The sequence below is a fragment of the Shewanella insulae genome, assembly GCF_009831655.1.
Taxonomy (GTDB): Bacteria; Pseudomonadota; Gammaproteobacteria; order Enterobacterales; family Shewanellaceae; genus Shewanella; species Shewanella insulae.
The window spans coordinates 84,208-106,609 of record NZ_WRPA01000004.1 but is presented as its reverse complement, the minus strand read 5'-3'; the positions used below and the strand labels follow the sequence as shown (position 1 = coordinate 106,609).

Genomic DNA, 22,402 nt, shown 5'->3' with positions numbered 1-22,402 from the left:
CTCTTAATGTCTAACTTATGATTCTCACGTTTTGTGCCTATCTAGATAGCGCTGCAATAAACGCCTGATACTCTCCGCTTTCGTGCCGTACACCAACTGCACCCCATTACCAACTAACACAACCCCCTTGGCCCCCAGCTTATTAAGCTGCTCCTTGTCTACCAGCTCGGCGCGCTTGACGCTAATACGCAGCCGTGTCAGGCAGGCGGTTAGCTCGTTGATATTGTCTTGCCCCCCCAGGGCGGAGATCATGGAGATCAGGCCCGCACGCTGGCCGCTTCCCGCTTCCATGCGACCCGGAGTCTTGAGATTGAAGGCCAATATCGAGGCGCGAAACACCAGATAGTAGATGACCGAGGTGATGGGACCGAGGAGCAAAAACCATTCTACATTTCTTGACTGTCCCAGCAATAGACTGAAATCGACTAAGCCATGGGAAAACACCACGCTATGATGGATATCCAGCGAAATCGCCACCGCATAGGCGATCCCTGTCATCAGGGCGTGCAGGATAAACAGTAATGGTGCGACAAATATGAAGGCAAACTCAACAGGCTCGGTAACCCCGGTCAGCCAGCAGGCGGTGGCCGCCGACAGCATGATACCGGCTACACGGTTGCGCTCCTGCTTATCCGCGCAGCGCCAGATGGCCAGCGCAGCCGCCGGTAATCCCCACATCTTAATCAGATAGCCGCCCGCCAGGTTACCGGCCTGAGGATCGCCCGCCAGATACCTGGCGACTTCCCCCCTCACCCATTCATCACCATTGAAATATTGCCCCATCTCCAGATAGAAAGGGGCATTCCAAATATGATGTAGCCCCAGAGGGATCAGCAAGCGCTCGACCATGCCATACACGGCAAACGCCGAGGCGGGTTCCTGATAGACGGCCCAGTTCGAGGCCTCCTCTATCCATGTGGAAAACAAGGGCCAAAGAAAGAGAAACAGATAAGCCAATAAGATAGCAATCGGCAGCATCAAGAGCGGCGCCGAGCGATGTCCCTCGAAGAAGGAAAACACGGCTGGTAGGCGTATGCGCTCGCTATGATTGACCGCCAAACAGGTAAAGGCGCCCACCATCATACCGCCGGCAATGCCTGTATCTATGGTAGCTTGCCCCAAGATCATCTCGGTCGGCAGATGATAGATCTTCGCCAAGGCGGACAGGCTTGAGAAGAAGACGCCATAGCCAAATACGGCACTGAAGGCGGCAATCCCCTGGTCTTTGCAGAAACCTATGGCGATGGTTACCGCAAATAACATGGGCATCATGGAGAAAACCAGGTTGCCCACTGTCCACATCAGGGTAGCAAGATCCGCCGAGATAAAGGGAATGGGATTGACCGCCAGGCCTATCATCACCCCGGCGGCGGGCAAGATGGCAATGGGCAGCAGCAGAGATTGACTCAACCGCTGGGCGAACTTAAACCATTGACGACTGATCCGGCTTAGTCGGCCAGGTGAGCGTTGACGAGTTGGGTCCATTGGGTCAACCATGCTTTTGCTTCTACTTCAGGCTCCATCGTCTCACAGGCATCTATCTTAAGCAGTTCGCCTATGCGCGTGCCCCCAAGCTCAGTTAACAACTCATCGAAACGTATACCGGCAAAACAAAAGGTCTCGTAACTCGAGTCCCCCAGCGCCACTACGCCATACTGTAGATTAGGCAGATAAGGCGCCTCACCTCTCAAGGTCTCAAACCAGGGACTGATATCATCGGGTAGATCCCCCTGACCTGTGGTAGAGGTCACCACAAGCAGTAGCTCATCCTCCGGCGGCACGAAACCATTGAGGGTATCAGGCGTCATTAGCGTAACCAGGATACCTTTAGCTATCAGCTCTTCTTGCAGGGTCTCGGCAACAAACTGTGCATTACCATAGACAGTTCCATATACCAGATTCACTTTTCTCATGTTTTACTTAGCCCTTAGCGCAATATTTTCTTATACTCTAAACATACTTTATTGAAAGCTTGATAGCTACACTAGGTTATTGAGTTTCAAGGATCAATTAGATGCGACACTCGAGCCGACAGAAACATCTAAAGCATGTTCACCGCAGCGCGCACATCAGACGCATGTGTTATTTCAGAACCGTCCAGTCCCTCTCGCTCAACCCGCATCCCCCATCAGAAGTTGACTCTCAAGAAGATAAGATCACGCCCCTGGCAGCCATAAAATCGGCCTGTGCCCTGGTAAAATAACGCCCGAGCACAGGGCTTAAGATTTAACATCGGCTCTTAGTTTCAGGGTTAAACCTCACAGATAAGCGGCTCATCCTCGCCGCTCAGCTGGGTATCATCCCAGCCCAGAAGCTGAAACAGGGTCAACCACTCAGCCTCTAACTCTGTCTCCACCGCAACTCGCTCGCCAGTTCGCGGATGATTAAACTCAAGTTTCTTGGCTATCAGCCATAGACGATTGATGCCACTGTGCTCGCGCATGAAACGGTTTTGCTTACCATCACCGTGGGTGGTATCACCTATGATAGGGTGACGTAGGTGCGCCATATGCCTTCGCAGCTGATGCTTGCGCCCGGTATGCGGAGTCAAGTGAATCAAGGCATAACGACTGGTAGCGTATCGCCCCGAAGGAAAAGGGATTTCACAATTAAGTAAGGGGCGATAACTGGTCTGCGCCTCTTGAGCCTCTTTGTTGGGGTCCACATTCTTGTCGCCCAGCTCATCGAGTTCCTGCTTTAAAGGATAATCCAGCAGCCCTGGCTCGTGCATATTTCCCCTGACGAGGGCAACATAATGCTTTTCCACCGACTTGCTGGCAAATTGCTCACACAACTGATTGGCCATCTCACTGCTCTTGGCAAACAGCAGTACCCCAGAGGTCGGCCTGTCGAGACGGTGGACGGGAAACACATGACAGCCCACCAAGTCTCGGGTCATCTGCATCGCAAAGTATTTTTCCCGCCTCGCGAGATAACTACGATGGACCAGCAGTCCCGCGGGTTTATGAATAGCAACGAGATCGTCATCTTCATAGAGGATCTCGATTTGGGGTGCCGCTTCAGCGGCGAGGCTATCGTCGTCGCCCGCTAGCGGCTCAGTACGGTTTTCCATAGGTTCAGGCTTAATTGGATCCACTCAAATGCTCATCTAATTGGTTAATGATGGTGATTAATGTTTGCATCTCGTTTCGACCTTGCCACACATGCTCCGCCATGGGCCCCAGGGCAATCTTGCTGGGCAGCACCCCATTGGTCGCTATGATCTCGTCCATCTTAGGCAGAAAGATAAATTGCAGCCACTGCTCAAACGCCATCGACTCACAGGCAAAGGGTGTCGGATCTGCCATAGCCTCGGGAGAAGGTGGCCTGTCTTGCCACATTTGCAGTCGTTTTAATTCGGCTTCGATCAGCCTTAGCTGTTTTTCGGTATAGAGAGACACACTCACCTCAATCTTATTCGACACCGCAGCCCCCGGCCTATACGTGAGCCTGAGCCTGCGAGCTATTTAGGCCGAAATTGTACCATCTCGCCAGACTTCTCCCTATAATAAGCGCCATTTAATACCAATCACGATAAGTAAGTGATCAGAAATAGCGCAGAGAAAATGGTCGAGAACAAGGCAGTATTTTTCGATAAGTAGTTATTCTACAATCAAAAATAGTAACGCCGTCATCGCACGTTTTAACAAGCTAGAATGCTCAGTTATTTACTACGATTGGTATAATCTATTCCCTGTAAGCAAAACGGCATTCTAATGACTGAAATTACGACCCTTACCCAATTTCTCAGCACGGCTAACACCCAATTCCAAGTCTATGACCTCGGCCGCCGGGTACAGCATATCGATATGATGGCCTTCTCACAGATTGAGGCCCTCCAGGCACCTTATCCCTCGCCAATACAAGGCCATGCACAATTCGCCATTGTCTTCTGGGACGAGTCTAACCAACATTTCATCTGGTTCTTAAAGTTACCTCTGGATGAACGCGGGCTACTCTCGCCTGCGCCGAGAACCCAATTCATTCGCATGGTACTCGAGGCACTGGGTAGCGATCCGACCCAGGCGCTTTCCCAAGAGCAGCAAGATAAACTCGCCAACCATCCCTTTGCTTTTAAACCAAGCGCGGAGAAACTGTCGCTGTTCAACGCCTTGGTACGCAAGCAGCTTGGCCTGCCCGCCTCGGCCCAATATGAATTTGCCTATCAGTACTTATCGGGACAGGTTTCAGCTGAGCGTTGGCAAGATGTGGGTCTACAGGGGTTGGCGGATATCTGCGTGCGAGCCAGAGAACTCGACCACACTGAGCAACTGCTTAACGCCTTTGAACATAGTGCGGACGAAGTCAAGGTAGCCCTGTGCCAACAGCTCGAACACATTACACTCGAGGCGCCATTAGCCGAGTGTCTATTGGCAGAATTTTACGCCGCCAGTCCAAAGCAGAGGCTCTACTATCTACGCGCGCTGGCCTCGGCGCCAACCCATACACAACAAGCGATACAGCATCTGGATGAACAAGATGCGCTGGATGACAACGCCTTGATCACCATAGCAGGCCGAAATTGGACCGCGTTAAAAGACGATCAGACTCGCAAGATCTATCTCGAAGCCCTGGCAAAACAATCCCAGGGCTTCTTTAACCAGATCTTTGCTGATATTGTGGCAATACCAGCAATACGAACTCAACTCCTAATGGCATTACGGGATCCAGAACGCAGCGAGGCCCTCGCCAATGCCATCGGCGGACTCTTTAAGGTGACGAAAGCATGATGACAGACTTTTTAATGATCGCCGCATTGGTGATCATTGCCGCCTTCTTCTGGCAACTACGCCAAATGGCCGAGCTGAGTCGGGTGTTCGCCAACAGCGAATGTAAGAAGCAGCGAGTGCAGTTATTAGCCATCGCCATGGAGTCGGCCCGTCCTAGCGTGGGCGGAAGCAGCGGGCTCACCTGGAAAGCCAAGTTCTTGATGGAGTTCAGTACCGACGGCATCAATCAATATCGCGCCCATATCTGGATGCATGGTAAGAAGATAGAAAAAATTCAGTGGCCCATCTTTCCCGAGCCCGAATGGCTGGAAGCGCCCGAGGCAAGAGGCTCGGTCGGCGGCAGTTGTGGTAGTCGCGGTGGTTGCAAATCTGGCGGTTGCAAATAAATCATCAAGCTCCCATAAACGGCTGACTCACACTCTCCCTGTTACACGCATTAATGGTCAGCCACGCCTTAATTGAGGCGTCTTTCTATTTTAAGTAAAACTTTCCGGTTTACAGCGCAGATAAAGAAAAAGCGCGGCTCAGTTAAGAGTCGCGCCTTCTATCTTTTTCGCTAAGCAATCCAGCTATTTTAGTGCTCCCTGCTCCATCCTTGCGAATTTATGCTCCTTGCATCTTCCTTGGTCCATCTATTCCTTGTACCTTTTAGCACTTTTACACTAAGGTACCATCCTTGCGCTTGGTCATCCCTTTACCAAGTTTGCTTAATCCTTAAGCATGTCCAGCTTCATCCTTGGGATTCCTTTCCTACACTCCCTGTCATCTACCATCCTAGGTAGAATTCCATCATCCATGAGTGTTTGGCTTTCCTTAGTTGTTGACTCTTCCGTGAGTTGTCATCCTTGCGCTATCCTTGCCATCATCTTCCTGATGATGTTTAGGTCATCCTGACCTTTCCTTCTCATTCATCCTTGAACACTGTTAATTCTAGCGCCTCTGCCGCCCAATAATAGGGATGGAAAAAGTACTGCTTAGCCATTCACACGATTTCCATCTGCATAACAAGCTATAACCATATGAATTTAAACATAAATAAATACGGTTGCAGATATGGATAGCGAGTTGTCCGCTTTATCTCGCACATCAATGTAAGAGATGTCTCACACCGCAGCGGGCACTTTCTGTGAGCTAAAGCCAACTCCAACAAAACCTTTCACCTAGTTCCGCCAGTACTCTGGATTCCCTAGCTAAAAAAGGGCTAAAAATATCGAGCAGAAAAAGAAAAGGCGCACTATGAAGTGCGCCTTTCTATACTCTTGTGTTAGCCATCCTGCTATCAACGTGCTCCCTGCATCATCCTGATCACATCGGCGTCCTGCCGTCTCCAATTCCTGAGACATCCTATCTTATTCTTCCTTGGGTGATCGACTCATTCGACCACGCTCCCACATCCTATGGGCTCCAGCGCTTCCTGCCGCTATCCTTTTATGCTTACTCTTACCTATTCCTTGGTAAACCATTCCCTGTATAACAGTCCTTGGTTACACTCACTATCCCTTGAGTAACGATCCATTTAGCATCAATCCGTTTAACGCTAATCCATTTCGCGGCAATCCCTATCGCCTAACTAAAGCATCCTGCTCTCATCCCTGATGCGGTAAGATTCTCGCGTCCTCGACAATCTTGCTATCCCTTGCTAACCGCTGAACTTAAGTAAGCTCCTTAACTTGATTTAAGTATACTGAACACAAAGTCAGAATGTACGCCGTCAAAAACAATTATAATGAGCACAAATTTCAATCAACATGAAAATGCGACGTAAATATTTGAATATTAATTAAATTAGAATATTCGCAGGCTAAAACAGGGGCTGTTTCAGGAGAAAGACTCACGTACTTGTAAGCGATCTCTCACAAACTACCAGGCAATTTGTGAGTCCCCCCATTAATACCTCGTTTTAACAGGGCCTTCTGTCTGTATGACAGTCCCAAAAGAAGTGTAGCTGCCCCCTAGCAAGCAATCATCGGCGTCCGGTTAGCCATTGGGCCAACATTACCCAATCGGCAATAAAACTATACAGAGGATACTCGAAGGTGGCAGGCCGGTTTCGCTCAAACACGAAGTGCCCTATCCAGGCCGCACCATAACCCAAGACAGGCAACAACCACAGCAGCCAATGCTTGCCCAGCACTATGGCCATCACCAGGAGAGCGATCACCGACAGGCTCCCCACATAATGCAAGAGGCGGCATCTTGGATCGCTATGTTGCGACAGATAGAAGGGATAAAACTCTTTAAAGCTGGTGTAGCGCTTACTCAACCTCAGGGCTCCGATAGAAAAGCAGCTCGCCCGGCACACCACCTATAACGAGGCGCTCGATGGGGGCAAAATCCATGGAGGAAAACAGGTGGGCATGATCATCCTGTGTCACATAAACCCCTACCCCTTCGAGCTCGGGTTGCTCGTCACACCAGCTCATCACCGCCTGAATCAAGCGTTTACCTAGTCCCTTATGCTGCTCGATCGGTGTGACGGCAATAAACTGCAATATGCCACATTGGGTACTGGGCAGGTGCTCAAGAATCGAAGATTCTTTCTTCATCAGCGCCTGGGTCGACTGCCAGCCGGCGCTTAACAACATCTTGAGGCGCCAATGCCAGTACCTGGCTTCCCCCAATGGCACCTGCTGGGTCACGATGCAGGCCAAGCCGATCAGGCGCTCCTCCTCAAACAGGCCGATCAATGCCTGCTCCTCTTGCCAGAGAGTATGTAACTCCTCCCGAATTGCACCACGCAGCTTCTGTTCATATTGCGCCCTGTCTCCCTTGTGCAAGGCAGCAATAAAGAAAGGGTCATCATGGTAGGCGTTATAGAGAATCGAGGCGGCGACGCGTAGGTCTTCGGCGGTTAAATAGACAGCTTTATAGTTTTCATTAACAGGTGGGGTGGCTGTTGTCATCATTGCTGTTATTCCTTGATCCAGATCAACGCCTCCCAATGTAACAAGCTTGTAAAAAAGTGCAAACTTTAATCGATTCGAAACTTTATCAATTTATCGCATACTAAATAGAAGCACCTCATCACTAACAAGCGAGGGATAAGATGGACATCACACAACCGGATCTAACCAGCTTATTTGACCAACTCGGCCTGCCGAGCGAACCCGATGCCGTAGAGACTTTTATCAGGCAACATTCAATCGCCGCGGAGATCCACATCGCCGAGGCCCCCTTTTGGACCCAGGCCCAGAAACACTTCTTAGCCGAGGCCTTAGCGGAAGATGCTCAATGGACAGAGGTGATCGATCATCTCGATGCTCAGCTTCGAGCCTAGGCTATAGGGCTAAAATATCACCTTATAGCGCAACGAACTAAGGCCGCAAAAAGGCTTAACACCAAAAGGCTAAACAAAAAAGGCAAGCCAACTTGGCTTGCCTTTAAAGGTTAACTTATTCCATTACATGTTGTGGTAGGCCTTCTCACCCCAACCCACGACACGGTTGTCGGCGATCACGATAGGCGTACATTCATCCTTGGTGGTAGTGCCATCTTCGCGCGTACGCTGAGTACGATAATAGAGCACGTTGATTGTCTTATCTTGCTTGGTATAGGCCTCGTTAAAATCTGCGGTACCCATGAGTGTCATCACCTGATCGCGCGTCATTCCCAAGGATAGCTTAGACAGGTTCACACGATTCTGCTCCTGCACGCGCTCCCAAGAATTCCCCGTACTCCAGCCCTTGTCCCCTTCACCCACATTCAATACACAACCAGATAGCACTAAGCTGCTAGCGCCAAAGACCAATGCTGTTATTAATTTTGTTTTCACTTTCACGTCCTGTTTATCTATTATAACTGAATTCAGATAAAGCAAAGCTTATGCCAAACAGATATATTTATATTTATCAATATCTTGTAATAACATCAGATTCGAGAATATGTCAGTCAGGCTAAAAAGTAAGGAATTTAACCAATCATGAGTCCACTCGAACAGGTGCTGGTCGCCGCACGAAAATTGAGTCTGGCGGGTAAGCCTCCCAGCCTGGCCTTGATCAAGGCAAGCCTTGGCAACTCGCTTCCCATGCCTATCCTGGTTCAAGGATTACAGCGCTTCAAGGCCATGTCAGCCGATGAGCAGGCGGCGATAGTGGTAACCTCGACCGCGCCAGCAGCAAGTGTTCCGACCGACGACACCACGCCGACGCTGGCCCAGCTCACCGAACAGGTTGCCAGGCTCACAGCCAATCAAGAGATCTTGATTGAGCGTATCAGTGATCTCGAAGCCAAACTGAACGGCAAGGATGCTCACTAATGCACGTGGTGGAACTCAGATTCGAGTGTTTTGACAACACCACCATCACGGCCGCCGAGCGGGCGATCAATGGTCTTTTAGAAGCCTACCGGGCCAATGGCCAGGTATTGGGGCGAGAATTTGCCGTGGCCTTTAACGAAGGCGAATTCAGGGTGCGTCTGCTGCTGCCGGAAAAGAGTAGCTTGGCCAAACGGTTCAACAGCCCCTGGGTCAACTATGCCCTCGAGGAGCTCACCCAGGCCAAACTGCTGCATCCAAGGGAAAAATATATCGGCCAGGATATCAACTCTGAAGTCAGCAGCACAGAGCCCCCCAGCTGGCAACTACTCTACACCAGCTATGTACATATGTGCTCGCCGCTGCGAAACGGCGATACCCTGCAGCCTATTCCCCTGTATCAGATCCCTGCAACCTTCAACGGCGATCACAAGCGGGTGATCAAGTGGCAAACCGAATGGCAGGCCTGTGATGAACTGCAGATGGCAGCGGCAACCAAGGCAGAGTTCGCCGCCTTAGATGAATTAAGCCAGTGTGACAGCGACCTGTTTCGCCGCGGCTGGGATCTGCGTGGACGCATCGAATACCTCACCAAGATCCCCACCTACTACTACCTCTATCGCGTGGGGGGAGAGAGCCTGGCCGACGAGCAGCAAAGACCCTGTCCACGCTGCGGCAACACTCAATGGCGGTTAGAAACTCCCTTGCTGGATCTGTTCCACTTCAGGTGCGACAACTGCCGCATCGTCTCCAACATCTCCTGGGATCACCTCTAGCCGCAACTACCGATGAACGAACCGACTATCGCTAAGCGCCCTAACTATTTTTTAGCGATTAGATGTCGCCACATGGTCTTGAGTCGCTGCCATATCCCGGGATGATCTGTCTCGGGCATTGGCGCTTCGACAGGCTTCTGTGGCGGACAGACCCGGGGCCGAATAGAGGCGATAAAGTCCTCCAGGCTAGCGGCCAATTGACGATGGGGCTGCTCACCTGGGATCTCTATCCAGACGCTGCCGGTCTCGTTCTCCACCACCAGCATCTCATCCCCCTCGCCAAGCACGCCAATAAACCAGGTCGCAGGTTGTTTCAGCTTCTGTTTCATCATCAGATGGCCGATGAGATTTTGCTGTAGATATTCGAAATCTTGCTGGTTCCAGGGCTGCAACAGCTCGCCCTCGCCAAAGTCGGACTCAAACATCAGCGGCGCGGCAAAGTAACGCCCGTAGAAGGCCTGTATGCTCGGATGCAGAGTGATGGAGAGGGCATGCTCTATGTTATCGAACTGCCCCTGGTTATCGCGTTTCACTGCCTGCCACTGCACCGACCGCTCAGGCGAGTCTTCGACCTTTTCCTGATCACAGGCCAGGACACAGATTGAGGCTTCCCCCAACGGGAAATAGCGGGGCGATTCCCCCAGTTTATCGCTATAGGCTTGATGATAAAGCGTAAAAAATTGATCCAGCGAAGGCAAAGAAGACACTTAGCAGTTACCCGAATTTTAAGTATAATATGCGCCTATTTTGACATGGAAAAACGATTGATGACACAGGTTCATGACCCATATCGCGACGCCCCCGCGTTGTCCAAACTGACCCTAGGTAAATCGACCGGCTATCAGGCCCAATACGATGCCTCCCTGCTACAAGGCGTGCCACGCCAGCTTAACCGGGATGCCATCGCCTTAGGCGATACCCTGCCCTTCCATGGCGCCGACATCTGGACCGGCTATGAACTCTCCTGGTTGAACGCCAAAGGCAAGCCCATGGTGGCCATCGCCGAGTTTATCCTCGACTTCAACAGCGACAACCTGATCGAGTCCAAGTCTTTCAAGCTCTATCTCAACAGCTTCAACCAGACCCGCTTCGACTCCATAGAACAGGTTCAGCAGACCCTGGCCAAAGATCTGTCTGCCTGTGCCGGCGGTGAGGTAGTGGTAAAGATCATCGAACCAAGGCAGTTCGCCAACCAGCGCGTGGTTGAGTTACCAGGCACCTGCATAGACGATCTGGATATCGAGATCGACAGCTACGAATTTTCGAGCGACTACCTTATCGATAGCACAGATGATAAGAGCGTGGTGGCCGAGACACTCACCTCTAACCTGTTGAAATCTAACTGTCTGATCACGTCTCAGCCGGACTGGGGCAGCGTGATGATCCGCTACCAGGGTCCTAAGATAGATCGTGAGAAATTGCTGCGTTACCTGATCTCCTTCAGGCAGCACAATGAGTTTCACGAGCAGTGTGTCGAGCGTATCTTCGTCGACCTCAAACGCCTGTGTCACTGCGCTAAGCTGACCGTCTACGCCCGCTACACTCGCCGCGGCGGCTTAGACATCAACCCTTATCGCAGCGACTTTGAGCATCCCCCCGAAAACCATCGACTGGCGCGCCAGTAATCGATTAATAAACAGCCCGCTTTTCGCGGGCTATTTTTTGAGCCCCACTGAAGTGAGAAATGAACTAAATTCACCTTACTGACCAACTCCTCCCAACTCAAAGCATGCAAAAATTATTATTTAGCACCGCCTAAAAATACCACTTTAGAGATACCTCTAATTTAGTATAAGCTCATGATCTTTATCACAAATCTTGACACAAAAAATCAATCACTCTGTAACATTGTTTTAGATCAACAAACCAATCCTCTTGCAGTCCTATAACAGCTCCTGAGCAATGACCAAACAAAAGGATTACAATTAATGAAACTTCACGCCCTCAGCCTCGCCGTGCTTGCCAGCTTATCCGCCTCAGCCCTTGCGACAGAGACAGTCGATCCCCTTAAGAAAGCCTTTATCGATGACTCTCAGGTGAAAGTGAAATTTCGCCTTCGTTATGAAGATGTCGATCTGGCCGATGTCGACCAGCAAAATCAGACTACGCTACGTACGCGCCTGACCTATCAAACCGGCGATATCTACAAGCTGTTTGCCCTGGCAGAAGTGGACGATGTACGCTCTACCGACAATGAACCTCTGATTGCCGACTATGAATATACACAGATCAATCAGGCCTTTATCGGCTACCGCGGCCCGGCAAACACCTTGGCCCAATATGGCCGTCAACGTATCCTGCTCGACAACCAACGTTTCGTCGGTGGTGTTGGCTTCCGTCAAAACGAACAGACCTATGATGCCTTCTCTGTAAAGAACACAGAAGTTGAGGGGCTAACGGCTTACTACGCCTACGTGAATAACGTTAATCGCATCTTCCCGGAAGGCTCTGGCAAAGATGAGCACAAGAATGAGACCCACCTACTTAACGTTAACTACAAAGGTTTAGACTTCGTTAAACTCAGTGGCTACGCCTACCTGATCGACAACATCAATGTGGCCGCCTTCTCCACCGATACCTATGGTCTTCGCGCCACAGGCGATATCAAGCTAGATCAACTCAAGTTTAACTATGAGGCAGAATACGCCCAGCAGTCTGAAGGCGGCAACAACCCTGTCAGCTACTCGGCGGCTTACTATAAGCTGGGTGCTGGGATAAACTTCGATGCCTTCGGTGCCAAAGTAGGCTACGAAGTTTTGGGCTCTGACGATGGCAAGGCGGGTTTCATCACGCCACTGGCCACACTGCACGCCTTCAACGGTTGGACAGACAAGTTCCTCTTCGGCGGCAAGGGTAACTGGGAAAACGGTATCGTAGATACTCATGTGATCCTGACCGCCAAACTCGCCGGACTCAAGCTACTGGCCAAGTACCACAAGTTTGATTCCGACTACGGCGACGTGGACATGGGTAAGGAATGGGGGGTAGCAGCCACCTATCCTTTCGCCAAACACTATAGCGTCGGTGTGAAATACGCCAGCTTCAGCGGTGCCGATGCAGGTTATGGCTTCTCTAACGACACAGATAAGCTCTGGTTAACCTTCCAGGCCAACTACTAAGTCCCTTGCCTATCGCCCTCCTAGGGGGCGATAGGCCAATACCTCCCTTTCTTGCAAACGCTATTACAAAAGACTTTGCAAGTAGACTCTTGCAGGAAGGCCTGTGTTAAACACATTGGTTTTCCTGCTTTTTTATCTCAACAGCTAGATTAAAACTTAGGCTAATCAATCTGCAAACAGCGTCTGCGGGTCGACCAGTTCACATCGCCAGTCTATGGGTTTTACCGACGAGAGACTGAGTGCAAAACGATACTCATCATCGAGTTGCCCCAGCATACTCTGCCAGCCCGCTGCCGGTTGAATCTGTTGCTCACCTGGGCTTTCTTGCTCAGACGCCTCATGCTTAGAATCTTCTTCTACGAGAAACAGGCGCGCCACCTGCTCGAGCCTGGCTTGTCTGGCATCCAGGCCTTTGAAATTCATCGTCCGCGGTTCGCTATCGCTCAATTCGAAATAGAAAGATTTAAGCGAGAGTGCCAGCCCCATCCCCTTAGCCTTGATGTAGGATTCCTTCAATGCCCAGAGATCGAAGAAGCGCTGACGCTGACGTGCGCTCGGCAGCGCCAGCAGGGCGTCTCGCTCCTGGTGGGTAAAGTAATGATTCAGGATGGCATGAATGTTCGTGTTTACCCTCAGCCGCTCGATATCGACCCCAAGCTCCAGTTGCGGCGCTTGAGCGATAGCCAGCAACATATAGTCACCGCTATGACTCAGGTTAAACACCAACTGGCTACGGGTAAAGAAAGGCTCAGTAAGCACAGGTTTCCCCTTGTCCAGGTAATCGAAGCACCACTCACTCGGGGCGATAGCGCCGTTTGGGTCAGCATTTAGCTGGCTTTGTCTTAACAGGCCATGAGCTTGTGACAACAGCGCGCGTAGATAGCACCTCACCAAGAGCCCCTTCTCCCTCGCGGAAGCCATTCGATAACGGGTCACTTTCAGCTGCTCATCCACAGGTAAGGTATCGAGCAGGCGCGCTTGCTGCTCGCCGCTAAGGCCTGGCAGGTTCAAGGGGCACAGATAGAGATGTAGGGGGATAGCGTCGCCAGCGGCCATGTTCAACTCGATTAATCTCCTGCAGAGAAAGAGAAAAAAGAGGCCCAAGCCTAGCATCTAAGGCTTTGGAGTACCACATAAGCCGTTTAAGCAGAAAGGTTCAAGTAAAGCCCTTTAAGCATAGGATTAGGCAGGCTAACTAAAAACTCCACTTAAGCTGTAGGTAGCCCAAGGTGGAAGCCGACTGGCCGAACAGACTCGTATTCGAGCCATCAAAGCGCTGAGCAATCAGGCTAAGTTGCCAGTCATCCGCCAGCGAATATTGGTAGGTTAAACCGACAAAGAAGGAGTCATCATCATAGTAACTGGCATTGGCACTGAGGCGACTCAGCGGAGTCACATCTAACCCCAGATCCAGATAATAGGTCCAGGTGGTGAAGCTCAAGGTACGGGCCGAGAGCGGCAGATTCAGATAGAGCAAGGCGCTGTCGACGCTCAGGGGGGACGAGATATAGAGTGCCGCGCCCAGCACTCGCCAGTTGGCATCACTGGCGAAGCTGTAATCCAGCTCCAGGGTCGCTACTGTGCTGGCCTTAAGCGTCTGCATCGAGCTTGTGATCGCCTGGCTGGTCCTTGACTCGGCATCGACTGGCGAGATGCTGTAGCTATTTAGAGGGTCGAAGTGGGTCACCTCCCCACGCAGGCCAGCGCCCCAGATATCGCCGGCAAATCCACCGCCAAACACCCTATCGTCACGGGTCTCGCCGACGATCAGCTGCCAATCCCAGCCCAGATCATAGCCAAACACGTTATGCCCAAGATAGCGCCCGGCGTACTGACGATTCGTTCGGCTTATTGATACGTCGTTTATCAAGCTATCCGTCCCCCGGCTATAGACAAGCTCCAGCTGACTGGCATAGCCCAGTTGACGGCTAAGCTTGAGGGCATCGACCCCGCGACGCTCGGCATAATCGACATCATAGATAGAGTAAGCATTAAAGATATCGTTGGGATTCCACAGGGTGCTCATGGCCCAGTTGACCCTAAAGCGGCCGGCGACCAGCTCCCAGTTATCAGCAAGCTGCCAGCTCAGATAGATGCGGTCTAACTGGCTGTTGCCAATCCAGCCGTCGCTATCAAGCCAGTTGGCCGATAGATCCCAGTAGCCAGAATCCCAGGCAAGCAGGTCGCCATAGTCCGGCAACCTGCCGCTATCCCCAACCATGAGGCGATTGCGCAGGCCGACATTTACCCTGAGCGATTGCCAGCGATATTCGCCGTCGATACGATTGTGCAGCAGACCGTCCCACAGTTGCTCGCCCTCGGCCGGGGCAACGACAGAGCCCAGGTAACTCACATAGCCCTTAACTTGCCAGGGCTGCTCAGGCGTAACGCCTGGAATGGGCGAGGCCAAAGCACCGCGACTCAACAGAGCCGCCCAAAGGCAGGCGGTGGCAGTCAAGCATGGCCTTAACCCTAGCTTTAGCATAAGCACTCAGACGCCCTAATCATTGGCGGCGATCCTCGACCAGACAGCCGTCCTCGAAAACAATCACCCGCTTGGCCCTGGCGATCACCCGGGGATCATGGGTCGAAAAGATAAAGGTGGTGCCCTCCTGCTCATTGAGCGATTGCATGATATCCAGCAGCTCGGCGGTGCTCTTGGCATCCAGGTTGGCGGTGGGCTCATCGGCCATGACAAATCTCGGCCTGGGAGCCAGTGCCCTTGCAACCGCCACCCTCTGTTGCTGTCCGCCCGACAACTTGGCAGGGATCTTATCTTGCTGGCCTGCCAACCCGACCTGGGTCAGCAACGCCATGGCCCGCTGGCGACACTCGGCCTCGCTGTGGCCCTGCAGCTGCATCACAAACTCGACATTCTCCAGCGCCGTCAGCACGGGCAGCAGGCTATAGTCTTGAAAGATAAAGCCCACATGATCACGGCGAAAGGCGATTAGCGCTTGCTCGCTCAAGTGGGTGATATCCTCGCCATCGATAAACACGGCGCCGCTACTCGGACTGTCGATGCCGCCTATCATGTTCAGCAGCGTGGTCTTACCCGAGCCGGAGGGCCCCATGATGGCGACAAACTCCCCCTGGGCTATGGTGAGATCCAGTGACTTTACCGCCGCCACCGGAAAGTCACTCTCGGGGTTATAGATCTTAGTTAATGCTTGAATCGCTATGGTCATGGAATATATGGACTCCTTTGGCCCTAATGCTTCTGCGACATGGCGTCCACCGGACGCTGTTTGACTATCTGCCGCGCCGGATAAAGGGCCGCCAACAGGCTCACAATCACCACCATCGCCAGGGTCGAGAGATACTGGCCTAGGGTGACTTGGGGATAGAGGGTGGTCGATACCCCGAAGGCGCCGAGTCCATCGGCCATGTTGCCAAGGGGGATGCCTGTGTGTGCCAGCAGCCCTATCACCATCACGCTGAGCAAGAGGCCAAGTAGCGCTCCCGTCAGTCCAAGCAGCAGAGATTCCAGCAGGATCAACCCCATTATCTTGCGCTTCACCATGCCGATGGCCATCAGCACACCAAACTCCCGCGTGCGCTCAAACACCGCCATCAACATGATGTTGGTGATCCCCAGCCCCAGCGCCGAGATGAAGATCAGCAAGATCACCGCGTTGCTGGTGTCCATCTGAGCGATAATGGTGGCCAGCATGGGCTGAATTTGTTGCCAGTCTCGCACCCTATCCTGGGAGGCCAGCACGCTCGACAATATTCTGGCTACCGCCTTGGCGCGGCTATTGTCCAGGCTGTCGCTCTTTGTCAGGCGAATGGCTATCTCATGCACACCATCGAGACCAGCAAGCGCAGTCAAATCGGTGCGGCGCACATAGGCGTTGGCCTCATCGAAGGTACTGGAGGGGGAGCGATAGAGGCCCGTAACCCGAAACGCCGCACCGCTTACCGCCTTATCTGCGTTGCTGAAGGTGAGCACCACCTTGGAACCCAGCCGCAACTTGAGACGGCTCGCCGTCTTTTCCGAAATCACTATGGGGTGGCGTCCACTGGTCTCGAGCCAGCTCCCCTCGGTGATACTGTCGGCGATAGGCGTCACCTTAGCCTCGGCAGCGGGGTCAACCCCATTGATGCGAATGCCGCGACTCGCCCGGGGTGAGGCCAGCATGCCCTGCACCACGAAGCGCGCCGAAACCCCTTGCACCTCAACGAGCTGGTCCAGCTTAGCCAGCACGGGCTCTGGCGCGCGTATCCGGCTATTGATATCCGGGTCGAGCAGATAATTTTTGTTATGCACCTGCAAGTGACTGGTCTGCCAGGCGACGGCATTATCTATCATGTTGGCGTACATGCCAGTCATGAAACCTAACATCACCACCACACCCACCAAGCCAAGCACCATGGCGCACACCATGATGCTGGTGCGCAGTCGGTTACGCCACAGATTGCGCCAGGCCAGAAGGGCCAACATGGGCGCATGCCAGCCAGAATTATCCTTGGTCATCATCACCTCCTTTGAGGGCCGCGACCACCACCAGATGCTGGGTTCGCCAAAGGGGGTAGATGAGGCAGAGCGCCATCAGGCTGAGTATGATGATCACCTGATTGCGCACCAGCGCCAGCGATACTTTCATCGGCATTACAGGCTCCCAGCCCATCTCGAGCATCATCCTGGCGGTCTCGCCGGTCAGAGAGATGGGGTGATAATAGAAGTAGCCTATCACCACGCCGCTCACCCCAAGCCCCAGTGCCGTCCCCAAGGCGGCGATCAACAAGGATTCGAACATCACCAAACGCAGCAAGGTCAGGCGGGCCATGCCGGTCGCCAGCATGACGCCGAATTCGCGCCTGCGCTCCAGCGTCATCATCAAGATGGTGGCAAAAAGGGCGAAGCCGACAATGAGATAGAGCAGGCAGATCATAAACAGGCCACCCGCCCTGTCCAAGGCGATCTGCTGCGCCATCTCAGGGGCCAGCGACTGCCAGTCCCGCACCTTGACCCTGTCACCATAAAGCGCAGAAAGTCTCTCGGTCAGAGGCGCCACCTCATCCAAATTGTCGCTATGCAGCACCCAGGCCGTCACCTGTTTACCGGTTGAGAACAGGCCTTGTGCCGCACTCAGGGGCATGTAGACCAACTGATTGTCCAGCTGGGCCAGGGGGAAATGCAGTATGCCGGCAATAGGATAGACACCGGCCGCCGTCTGGCCATGGTAACCCTGGCCATAGAGCACCAGCTCATCGCCGACACCTAGCTTCAGGTACTCCGCCAATCCTTGTCCCAGCAGCACCTGCTGGGCCCCCGGGGTTAAGTAGCGGCCGGCCACCAGCTTATCTTCTATGCCCGAATAGTCGCTCTCCAGCTGTGGCCGCACGCCGTACACCAGCACGCCTTTGGAGCGCTCCTCGCTGGAGGCCAACAGGAAAGATTCGATTCTGGGCAGGGCGTAGCTGATGTGGGGCAAGGCCTTTGCCGGGGCGATAAAGTCGTCATCGCCGGGCAGCAGGTCTTCGATGCTTTCTGTGGTGGCATACTCGGGGGATTGCAGCTGGATCAGGCCGGTGGAGAAGCGGGCACTGTTGTCGATATTGTGCTCGTAGCTGCCCTCCTGCATGCTGCGCATAAAGAGGGAGAGAAACAGCGCCAGCGCCAGGGCAAAGGCGGTGAGCAGGGTGCGCCGCTTCTGCCGCCAGAGATTGCGCCACGCCAGCTTAATCAACATGCCTCCCCCTATTCTTGTATCTCAGTCTTTTACCTAAGTCCTTGCACCTTAGGCCTAGCACCTTAGATTTATCCCTGTGTTAGTCCCGCAGCGCCTTCATCTGCTGCTGAGAAAAGAAATCATCGCCTATCTCGAAATCAAATGCCGCCTCATGGGTGATAAGCTCGGTGCGCTGCCCCGGCTTATCGGCAGGGATCATCACCATCTTGGTAGCCAACTTGCGCCCGCCCATCTCCTGAATATCCGAGGTGGTCAGTGTGTTGACCAGCTCATCGAACTCGTCGAAAAATTCCACCTTACGCTGCAGGTAATCACGACTCGAGATCCACAGACGGATACGGCTCCAGACCACGGGCGCGTCAGGCTTGGCAAAGGCATCGATGACAAAGCAATCGTCCCCCTCTATCGATTCGTGCTGCACCAGCTGATGGCGATAATCGACCACAATGGAGGACTTATTGATCAGGTCGTCATTGGTGAAGTCTGATCCCATCCAGGACTGACTCAACATGGAGGGAGCTATCTTGATGATGCGCTCGATGGCGGGCACCCAGTTCCACATGTCGCGGTAGCGTTTGAGGGACACGCTGCCCTTGTCCTTCGCCGGTGCCGTCACCAGTACCAGCGACAGCTCCTGCCCCTTGGTCCAGCTCTTCATGCTCATGGAGCGCGTCCAGTCCGGACGCACGATATTCATGGTCGCAACCACATAGCTGGACTTGCCGCGCATCTGCTCATCGGCTCGGCGCACTATATCCCGCGCCTCCACGGCGTCGCTACTATTTACAACCGATCTCTCTGCAACCCTAGTCTGTGTGCCCGTCGCCTCTGCAATCAGAGTCTCGGCAATCAGAGTCTCGGCAGCCACCGAGACAGGCGCTAAACACACCAGGGCAAGGCCAAGCATGCCCGCTAACCAAAGTTTCGCTCCATCCATATCGGCGCCTCCAATCATTGCTTAAATGCTGCGCTAAACACTCAAACTTTAGACTATAACTTGTTGTCTTAAAAGGAAACAAACGAAAGTGTGACCGTTTTTTCCTACGCCTTTACTTAAGTCTTTACCCTGTCACCATGGCTTGGCGGCGTAGAGGTCACCAGAAACTCCAGCACCTGCTCGCCACCGTTGCGCAGGCAGTGAGCCTGACCCGGTGCCACATGCATCCCCTGGTGGGCCGTGAGTCTATGCTCGATACCTTCCACCTCAAGCAGCGCCGTGCCCGACAGAATAAAGAAGAACTGCTCCGCCACCTTGTGGTAGTGACGCTGCTCGCCCATGCCCACAGGCACCCGCTCTTGGATCACGCTTAACGCAGGGCGCTTCACCAGATGCCAGCCATCACAGGCTTTTCCCCCTGCTCCCTGATCGCCTCGCAAATCCTGTTCGCCCCAAAGATAGTGCTCACTGTTGTCACGACTGACCACCTTCATCGATACCCGCTCCCACTGCTAGATTCATTTATGTGCGACCAAGCTAATCCTAAGACTCCGCGAGCGCAATAAGCGTCGGGGCATTTAAGCCTTCGCATAAAAAAGGAGAACTATGTTCTCCTTTTCTCGACTAACAAGCGAAACTAATGCCTAATCGGGTCTTAGTGTGCCTTAGCCGCCGAGATCAACGCCTTCTGCACATGAACCGGCACCACATCGTAACGGCTGAAGGTCATGGCAAACTGACCATCGCCGCCTGTGAGGGATTTCAAGCGGGTAGAGTAGTCATCAACGGTCGCCAGCGGCGCCTCGACCTCCACCTCTACCTTGCCGTTACCCTGGGCCTGGGTACCGCAGATGATGCCGCGATTGGCGCTGATATCCCCGGTAATATCGCCTACATGTTCCTGGGCCACCTGCACCTGCATCTCGACGATCGGCTCCAAGATCACAGGGTTGGCTTCCTGCACCGCATCCAGGAAGGCCTTCTTACCCGCCATCACGAAGGCGATCTCTTTGGAGTCGACGCTATGGTGCTTACCATCGAGCAGGGAGACGCGCATATCCTGCATCGGGAAGCCCGCCACGGCGCCGCCGTTCATCGCCTCCTTCACCCCCTTCTCGACAGCGGGAATATATTGGCTCGGCACCGAGCCGCCCACCACCTTGCTGACAAACTCGAAGCCAGCACCTCTCGGCAGCGGCTCGATGGTAAGCTCAACCTCACCAAACTGGCCGGCACCGCCAGACTGCTTCTTGTGGCGGTAACGCGCCGTGGCGCTGCGGGTAATGGTTTCACGGTAGGCCACAGCTGGCACGTCGGTATCCATATCGACATTGAAGAGATCATGGGCCTTCTCCAGCGCGATCTGCAGATGCAGGTCCCCCTGGCCTTGTAAAATCGTCTGCCCCTCGGCCTCGTTCTTGGCGATATGCAGGCTAGGATCTTCCACCACCAGCTTGTTGAGTACCTCGGCAATCTTCTGCTCGTCGCCGCGGCGCTTGGCCGACACCGCCAGGCCGAAGATAGGTTGTGGCAACACCAACTCAGGCAGGTGGAACTCATCTTCGTCGTGACTGTCGTGAAGCACGGCGCCCACTGTCAGCTCATCCACCTTAGAGATGGCGCAGATGTCGCCGGGCACTGCCGAGGTCACGCTGACCTGCTTGTCCCCCTGCAGCTTAAACAGGTTACTCACCTTGATAGGCTTGCGACCATCGCCGACAAACAGCTTCATCCCCAGAGAGATGGTGCCCTGATAGACCCTAAATACCCCCATGCGACCGAAGAAGGGGTCGATGGCCACCCGAAAGACATGAGCCAGGGCGTGATCCTCGCTGGATTGGGTCACATCCACCGGCAGGGCCGACTCACCTTGTCCCTTGATAAATTGGGGCGGATTGGCCTCCAACGGATTAGGACTCAGCTTGATGATGAGCTCTAACAGCGCGCCTATTCCCACCTGCTGCTCGGCGCTGGTGAAACAGACAGGCACCAGATGGCCCATGCGCAGTGCAGTCTCCAGCGGCGCATGTAGCTGCTCGGGCGTCAGGTTTTCCCCCTGCTCCAGATAGAGATCCATCAGCTCATCGTCTTCCTCGAGCACTGTATCCACCAGTTCATCGCGGGCGCTGGCCACATCGTGAAACAAGGCCTCTCCCTGCAACTCGGGCTGGGGATGCAGATAACAGTCGATCACATCATCCAGGGCGGCGTTAGGCAGATTCACCGGCAGGCAGCGATGGCCAAACTTGGTTTGGATCTCATCAAGCAGGCCCGCCAGCTTGGTACCATTGCCATCGATATGGTTAATCGCAATGAGCACCACCTTACCCTGGGCCCTGGCCGCCTCGAAGGCGCGCTGGGTAATGGTCTCTATGCCGGTGGCAGCGTTGATCACCAAGAGTACAGACTCCACGCCGCTAAGAGGCAACAAGGCACGACCGAAGAAATCGGGCAGGCCTGGGGTGTCGATAAAGTTGATGTGATGATTGGCGAAATCGAGATTGAGGAAGGAAGGTTCTAGGCTATGTCGATGGTCTTTTTCCTGGGCAGTGAAATCAGCATGATTTGTGCCCTTGTCCACCCTGCCTTTTTGAGCGATCGCCTCGCCCTGGAACAGCAATGCCTCTAACAAGGTGGATTTACCCGCCCCTGTGTGTCCGAGCACCGCCAGATTCCGGATCTGCTCCGTGGTAAACTCAGCCATAACGGCCTCCTTTGATCTGTTATATCAATAGGTAACAGCACCACGACCTTTTACCCTGCCACTAAAATCGCGTTTGCTGCAAACAAAAACAATGTGTTGTGAACGGTCTATTAACAATCAGTATAGGCCTGTCATCCTGCCATGCTTTTGATCGAGATCACGCTTTAACTCACAGGGTCAATTTAGCC

At 53.3% G+C, this 22,402-nt stretch carries 23 protein-coding genes; 7 read left to right on the top strand and 16 right to left on the bottom strand.

Features of this window, described 5'->3' with window-relative positions; translation table 11 throughout:
* Window positions 1-24: 24 nt before the first annotated feature.
* From GNT65_RS06180 to GNT65_RS06165, 4 genes are all read right to left on the bottom strand, one after another.
* On the bottom strand, window positions 25-1,497 hold the full coding sequence (locus GNT65_RS06180) for a PTS transporter subunit EIIC (protein WP_160794415.1): 1,473 nt from the start codon (window positions 1,495-1,497) through the stop codon (window positions 25-27).
* On the bottom strand, window positions 1,449-1,913 hold the full coding sequence (locus GNT65_RS06175) for a flavodoxin (RefSeq protein ID WP_160794413.1): 465 nt from the start codon (window positions 1,911-1,913) through the stop codon (window positions 1,449-1,451). The genes GNT65_RS06180 and GNT65_RS06175 overlap by 49 nt, the downstream gene beginning before the upstream one ends.
* 338 nt (window positions 1,914-2,251) lie before the next feature.
* Window positions 2,252-3,073: a tRNA pseudouridine(65) synthase TruC gene (gene truC, locus GNT65_RS06170; RefSeq protein WP_160794690.1), complete on the bottom strand. Its 822-nt coding sequence runs from the start codon at window positions 3,071-3,073 to the stop codon at window positions 2,252-2,254.
* A gap of 10 nt (window positions 3,074-3,083) precedes the next feature.
* Window positions 3,084-3,425, bottom strand: coding sequence for a YqcC family protein (locus GNT65_RS06165; protein ID WP_239867607.1), 342 nt, complete (start codon window positions 3,423-3,425; stop codon window positions 3,084-3,086).
* Window positions 3,426-3,716: 291 nt separating this feature from the next.
* Here GNT65_RS06165 and GNT65_RS06160 point away from each other — a divergent pair, with 291 nt between their 5' ends.
* Together GNT65_RS06160 and GNT65_RS06155 are read left to right on the top strand one after the other, a co-directional pair.
* The gene (locus GNT65_RS06160) at window positions 3,717-4,730 is read left to right on the top strand and encodes a DUF3549 family protein (protein ID WP_160794411.1); all 1,014 of its coding nucleotides are present in this window, start codon (window positions 3,717-3,719) and stop codon (window positions 4,728-4,730) included.
* Window positions 4,727-5,116, top strand: coding sequence for a DUF3301 domain-containing protein (locus tag GNT65_RS06155; protein ID WP_160794410.1), 390 nt, complete (start codon window positions 4,727-4,729; stop codon window positions 5,114-5,116). Before GNT65_RS06160 ends, GNT65_RS06155 begins: the two co-directional genes overlap by 4 nt.
* A gap of 1,577 nt (window positions 5,117-6,693) precedes the next feature.
* Here the strand turns inward: GNT65_RS06155 and GNT65_RS06150 are convergent.
* Both GNT65_RS06150 and GNT65_RS06145 read right to left on the bottom strand, forming a co-directional pair.
* The gene (locus GNT65_RS06150; RefSeq protein ID WP_160794409.1) at window positions 6,694-6,993 is read right to left on the bottom strand and encodes an Mpo1-like protein; all 300 of its coding nucleotides are present in this window, start codon (window positions 6,991-6,993) and stop codon (window positions 6,694-6,696) included.
* Complete coding sequence (locus GNT65_RS06145; RefSeq protein WP_160794408.1) at window positions 6,986-7,636, bottom strand: GNAT family N-acetyltransferase; 651 nt, start codon at window positions 7,634-7,636, stop codon at window positions 6,986-6,988. Before GNT65_RS06145 ends, GNT65_RS06150 begins: the two co-directional genes overlap by 8 nt.
* A 140-nt stretch (window positions 7,637-7,776) precedes the next feature.
* Between GNT65_RS06145 and GNT65_RS06140 the strand changes: the two genes are divergently transcribed.
* Window positions 7,777-8,007 (top strand): DUF2789 domain-containing protein, encoded by a 231-nt coding sequence (locus GNT65_RS06140; RefSeq protein WP_160794407.1) that lies wholly within the window; start codon window positions 7,777-7,779, stop codon window positions 8,005-8,007.
* A gap of 123 nt (window positions 8,008-8,130) precedes the next feature.
* Here GNT65_RS06140 and GNT65_RS06135 read toward each other — a convergent pair whose 3' ends face one another.
* On the bottom strand, window positions 8,131-8,502 hold the full coding sequence (locus tag GNT65_RS06135) for a DUF3192 domain-containing protein (protein ID WP_160794406.1): 372 nt from the start codon (window positions 8,500-8,502) through the stop codon (window positions 8,131-8,133).
* Window positions 8,503-8,649: 147 nt separating this feature from the next.
* On the opposite strand from GNT65_RS06135, the gene GNT65_RS06130 reads away from it, so the two are divergent.
* Together GNT65_RS06130 and GNT65_RS06125 are read left to right on the top strand one after the other, a co-directional pair.
* Window positions 8,650-8,985 carry a hypothetical protein gene (locus tag GNT65_RS06130; RefSeq protein WP_160794405.1) on the top strand — a complete coding sequence of 112 codons (336 nt, stop codon included), beginning with the start codon at window positions 8,650-8,652 and terminating at the stop codon, window positions 8,983-8,985.
* Entirely contained in the window at window positions 8,985-9,758 is a 774-nt protein-coding gene (locus GNT65_RS06125; protein ID WP_160794404.1) for a Zn-ribbon-containing protein, read from the top strand. The genes GNT65_RS06130 and GNT65_RS06125 overlap by 1 nt, the downstream gene beginning before the upstream one ends.
* 44 nt (window positions 9,759-9,802) lie before the next feature.
* On the opposite strand, the gene syd is transcribed toward GNT65_RS06125, so the two are convergent.
* A complete protein-coding gene (syd, locus tag GNT65_RS06120; protein ID WP_160794403.1) occupies window positions 9,803-10,465 on the bottom strand; it encodes a SecY-interacting protein in 663 nt (220 codons plus the stop codon).
* Window positions 10,466-10,525: 60 nt separating this feature from the next.
* On the opposite strand from syd, the gene queF reads away from it, so the two are divergent.
* Together queF and GNT65_RS06110 are read left to right on the top strand one after the other, a co-directional pair.
* On the top strand, window positions 10,526-11,383 hold the full coding sequence (gene queF / locus GNT65_RS06115) for an NADPH-dependent 7-cyano-7-deazaguanine reductase QueF (RefSeq protein WP_181006177.1): 858 nt from the start codon (window positions 10,526-10,528) through the stop codon (window positions 11,381-11,383).
* A 303-nt stretch (window positions 11,384-11,686) separates the two neighbouring features.
* A complete protein-coding gene (locus tag GNT65_RS06110) occupies window positions 11,687-12,877 on the top strand; it encodes an alginate export family protein (protein WP_160794401.1) in 1,191 nt (396 codons plus the stop codon).
* A 165-nt stretch (window positions 12,878-13,042) separates the two neighbouring features.
* Here the strand turns inward: GNT65_RS06110 and GNT65_RS06105 are convergent, their stop codons facing one another.
* The 8 genes from GNT65_RS06105 to fusA form a co-directional block, all read right to left on the bottom strand.
* Window positions 13,043-13,933 carry a 4'-phosphopantetheinyl transferase family protein gene (locus tag GNT65_RS06105; RefSeq protein ID WP_160794686.1) on the bottom strand — a complete coding sequence of 297 codons (891 nt, stop codon included), beginning with the start codon at window positions 13,931-13,933 and terminating at the stop codon, window positions 13,043-13,045.
* Between the two features lie 139 nt (window positions 13,934-14,072).
* A complete protein-coding gene (locus tag GNT65_RS06100) occupies window positions 14,073-15,302 on the bottom strand; it encodes a hypothetical protein (protein WP_244952109.1) in 1,230 nt (409 codons plus the stop codon).
* Window positions 15,303-15,381: 79 nt separating this feature from the next.
* A complete protein-coding gene (locus GNT65_RS06095; protein WP_160794399.1) occupies window positions 15,382-16,065 on the bottom strand; it encodes an ABC transporter ATP-binding protein in 684 nt (227 codons plus the stop codon).
* 23 nt (window positions 16,066-16,088) lie between these two features.
* The gene (locus GNT65_RS06090) at window positions 16,089-17,354 is read right to left on the bottom strand and encodes an ABC transporter permease (RefSeq protein ID WP_219822458.1); all 1,266 of its coding nucleotides are present in this window, start codon (window positions 17,352-17,354) and stop codon (window positions 16,089-16,091) included.
* Window positions 17,341-18,573, bottom strand: coding sequence for an ABC transporter permease (locus GNT65_RS06085; RefSeq protein WP_160794398.1), 1,233 nt, complete (start codon window positions 18,571-18,573; stop codon window positions 17,341-17,343). Before GNT65_RS06085 ends, GNT65_RS06090 begins: the two co-directional genes overlap by 14 nt.
* A gap of 79 nt (window positions 18,574-18,652) precedes the next feature.
* A complete protein-coding gene (locus tag GNT65_RS06080; RefSeq protein WP_160794397.1) occupies window positions 18,653-19,510 on the bottom strand; it encodes an outer membrane lipoprotein-sorting protein in 858 nt (285 codons plus the stop codon).
* A gap of 116 nt (window positions 19,511-19,626) precedes the next feature.
* Window positions 19,627-20,004 carry a cupin domain-containing protein gene (locus GNT65_RS06075; protein WP_160794395.1) on the bottom strand — a complete coding sequence of 126 codons (378 nt, stop codon included), beginning with the start codon at window positions 20,002-20,004 and terminating at the stop codon, window positions 19,627-19,629.
* A 161-nt stretch (window positions 20,005-20,165) separates the two neighbouring features.
* Window positions 20,166-22,214 (bottom strand): elongation factor G, encoded by a 2,049-nt coding sequence (fusA, locus tag GNT65_RS06070; protein WP_160794394.1) that lies wholly within the window; start codon window positions 22,212-22,214, stop codon window positions 20,166-20,168.
* Between the last annotated feature and the right edge of the window lie 188 nt (window positions 22,215-22,402).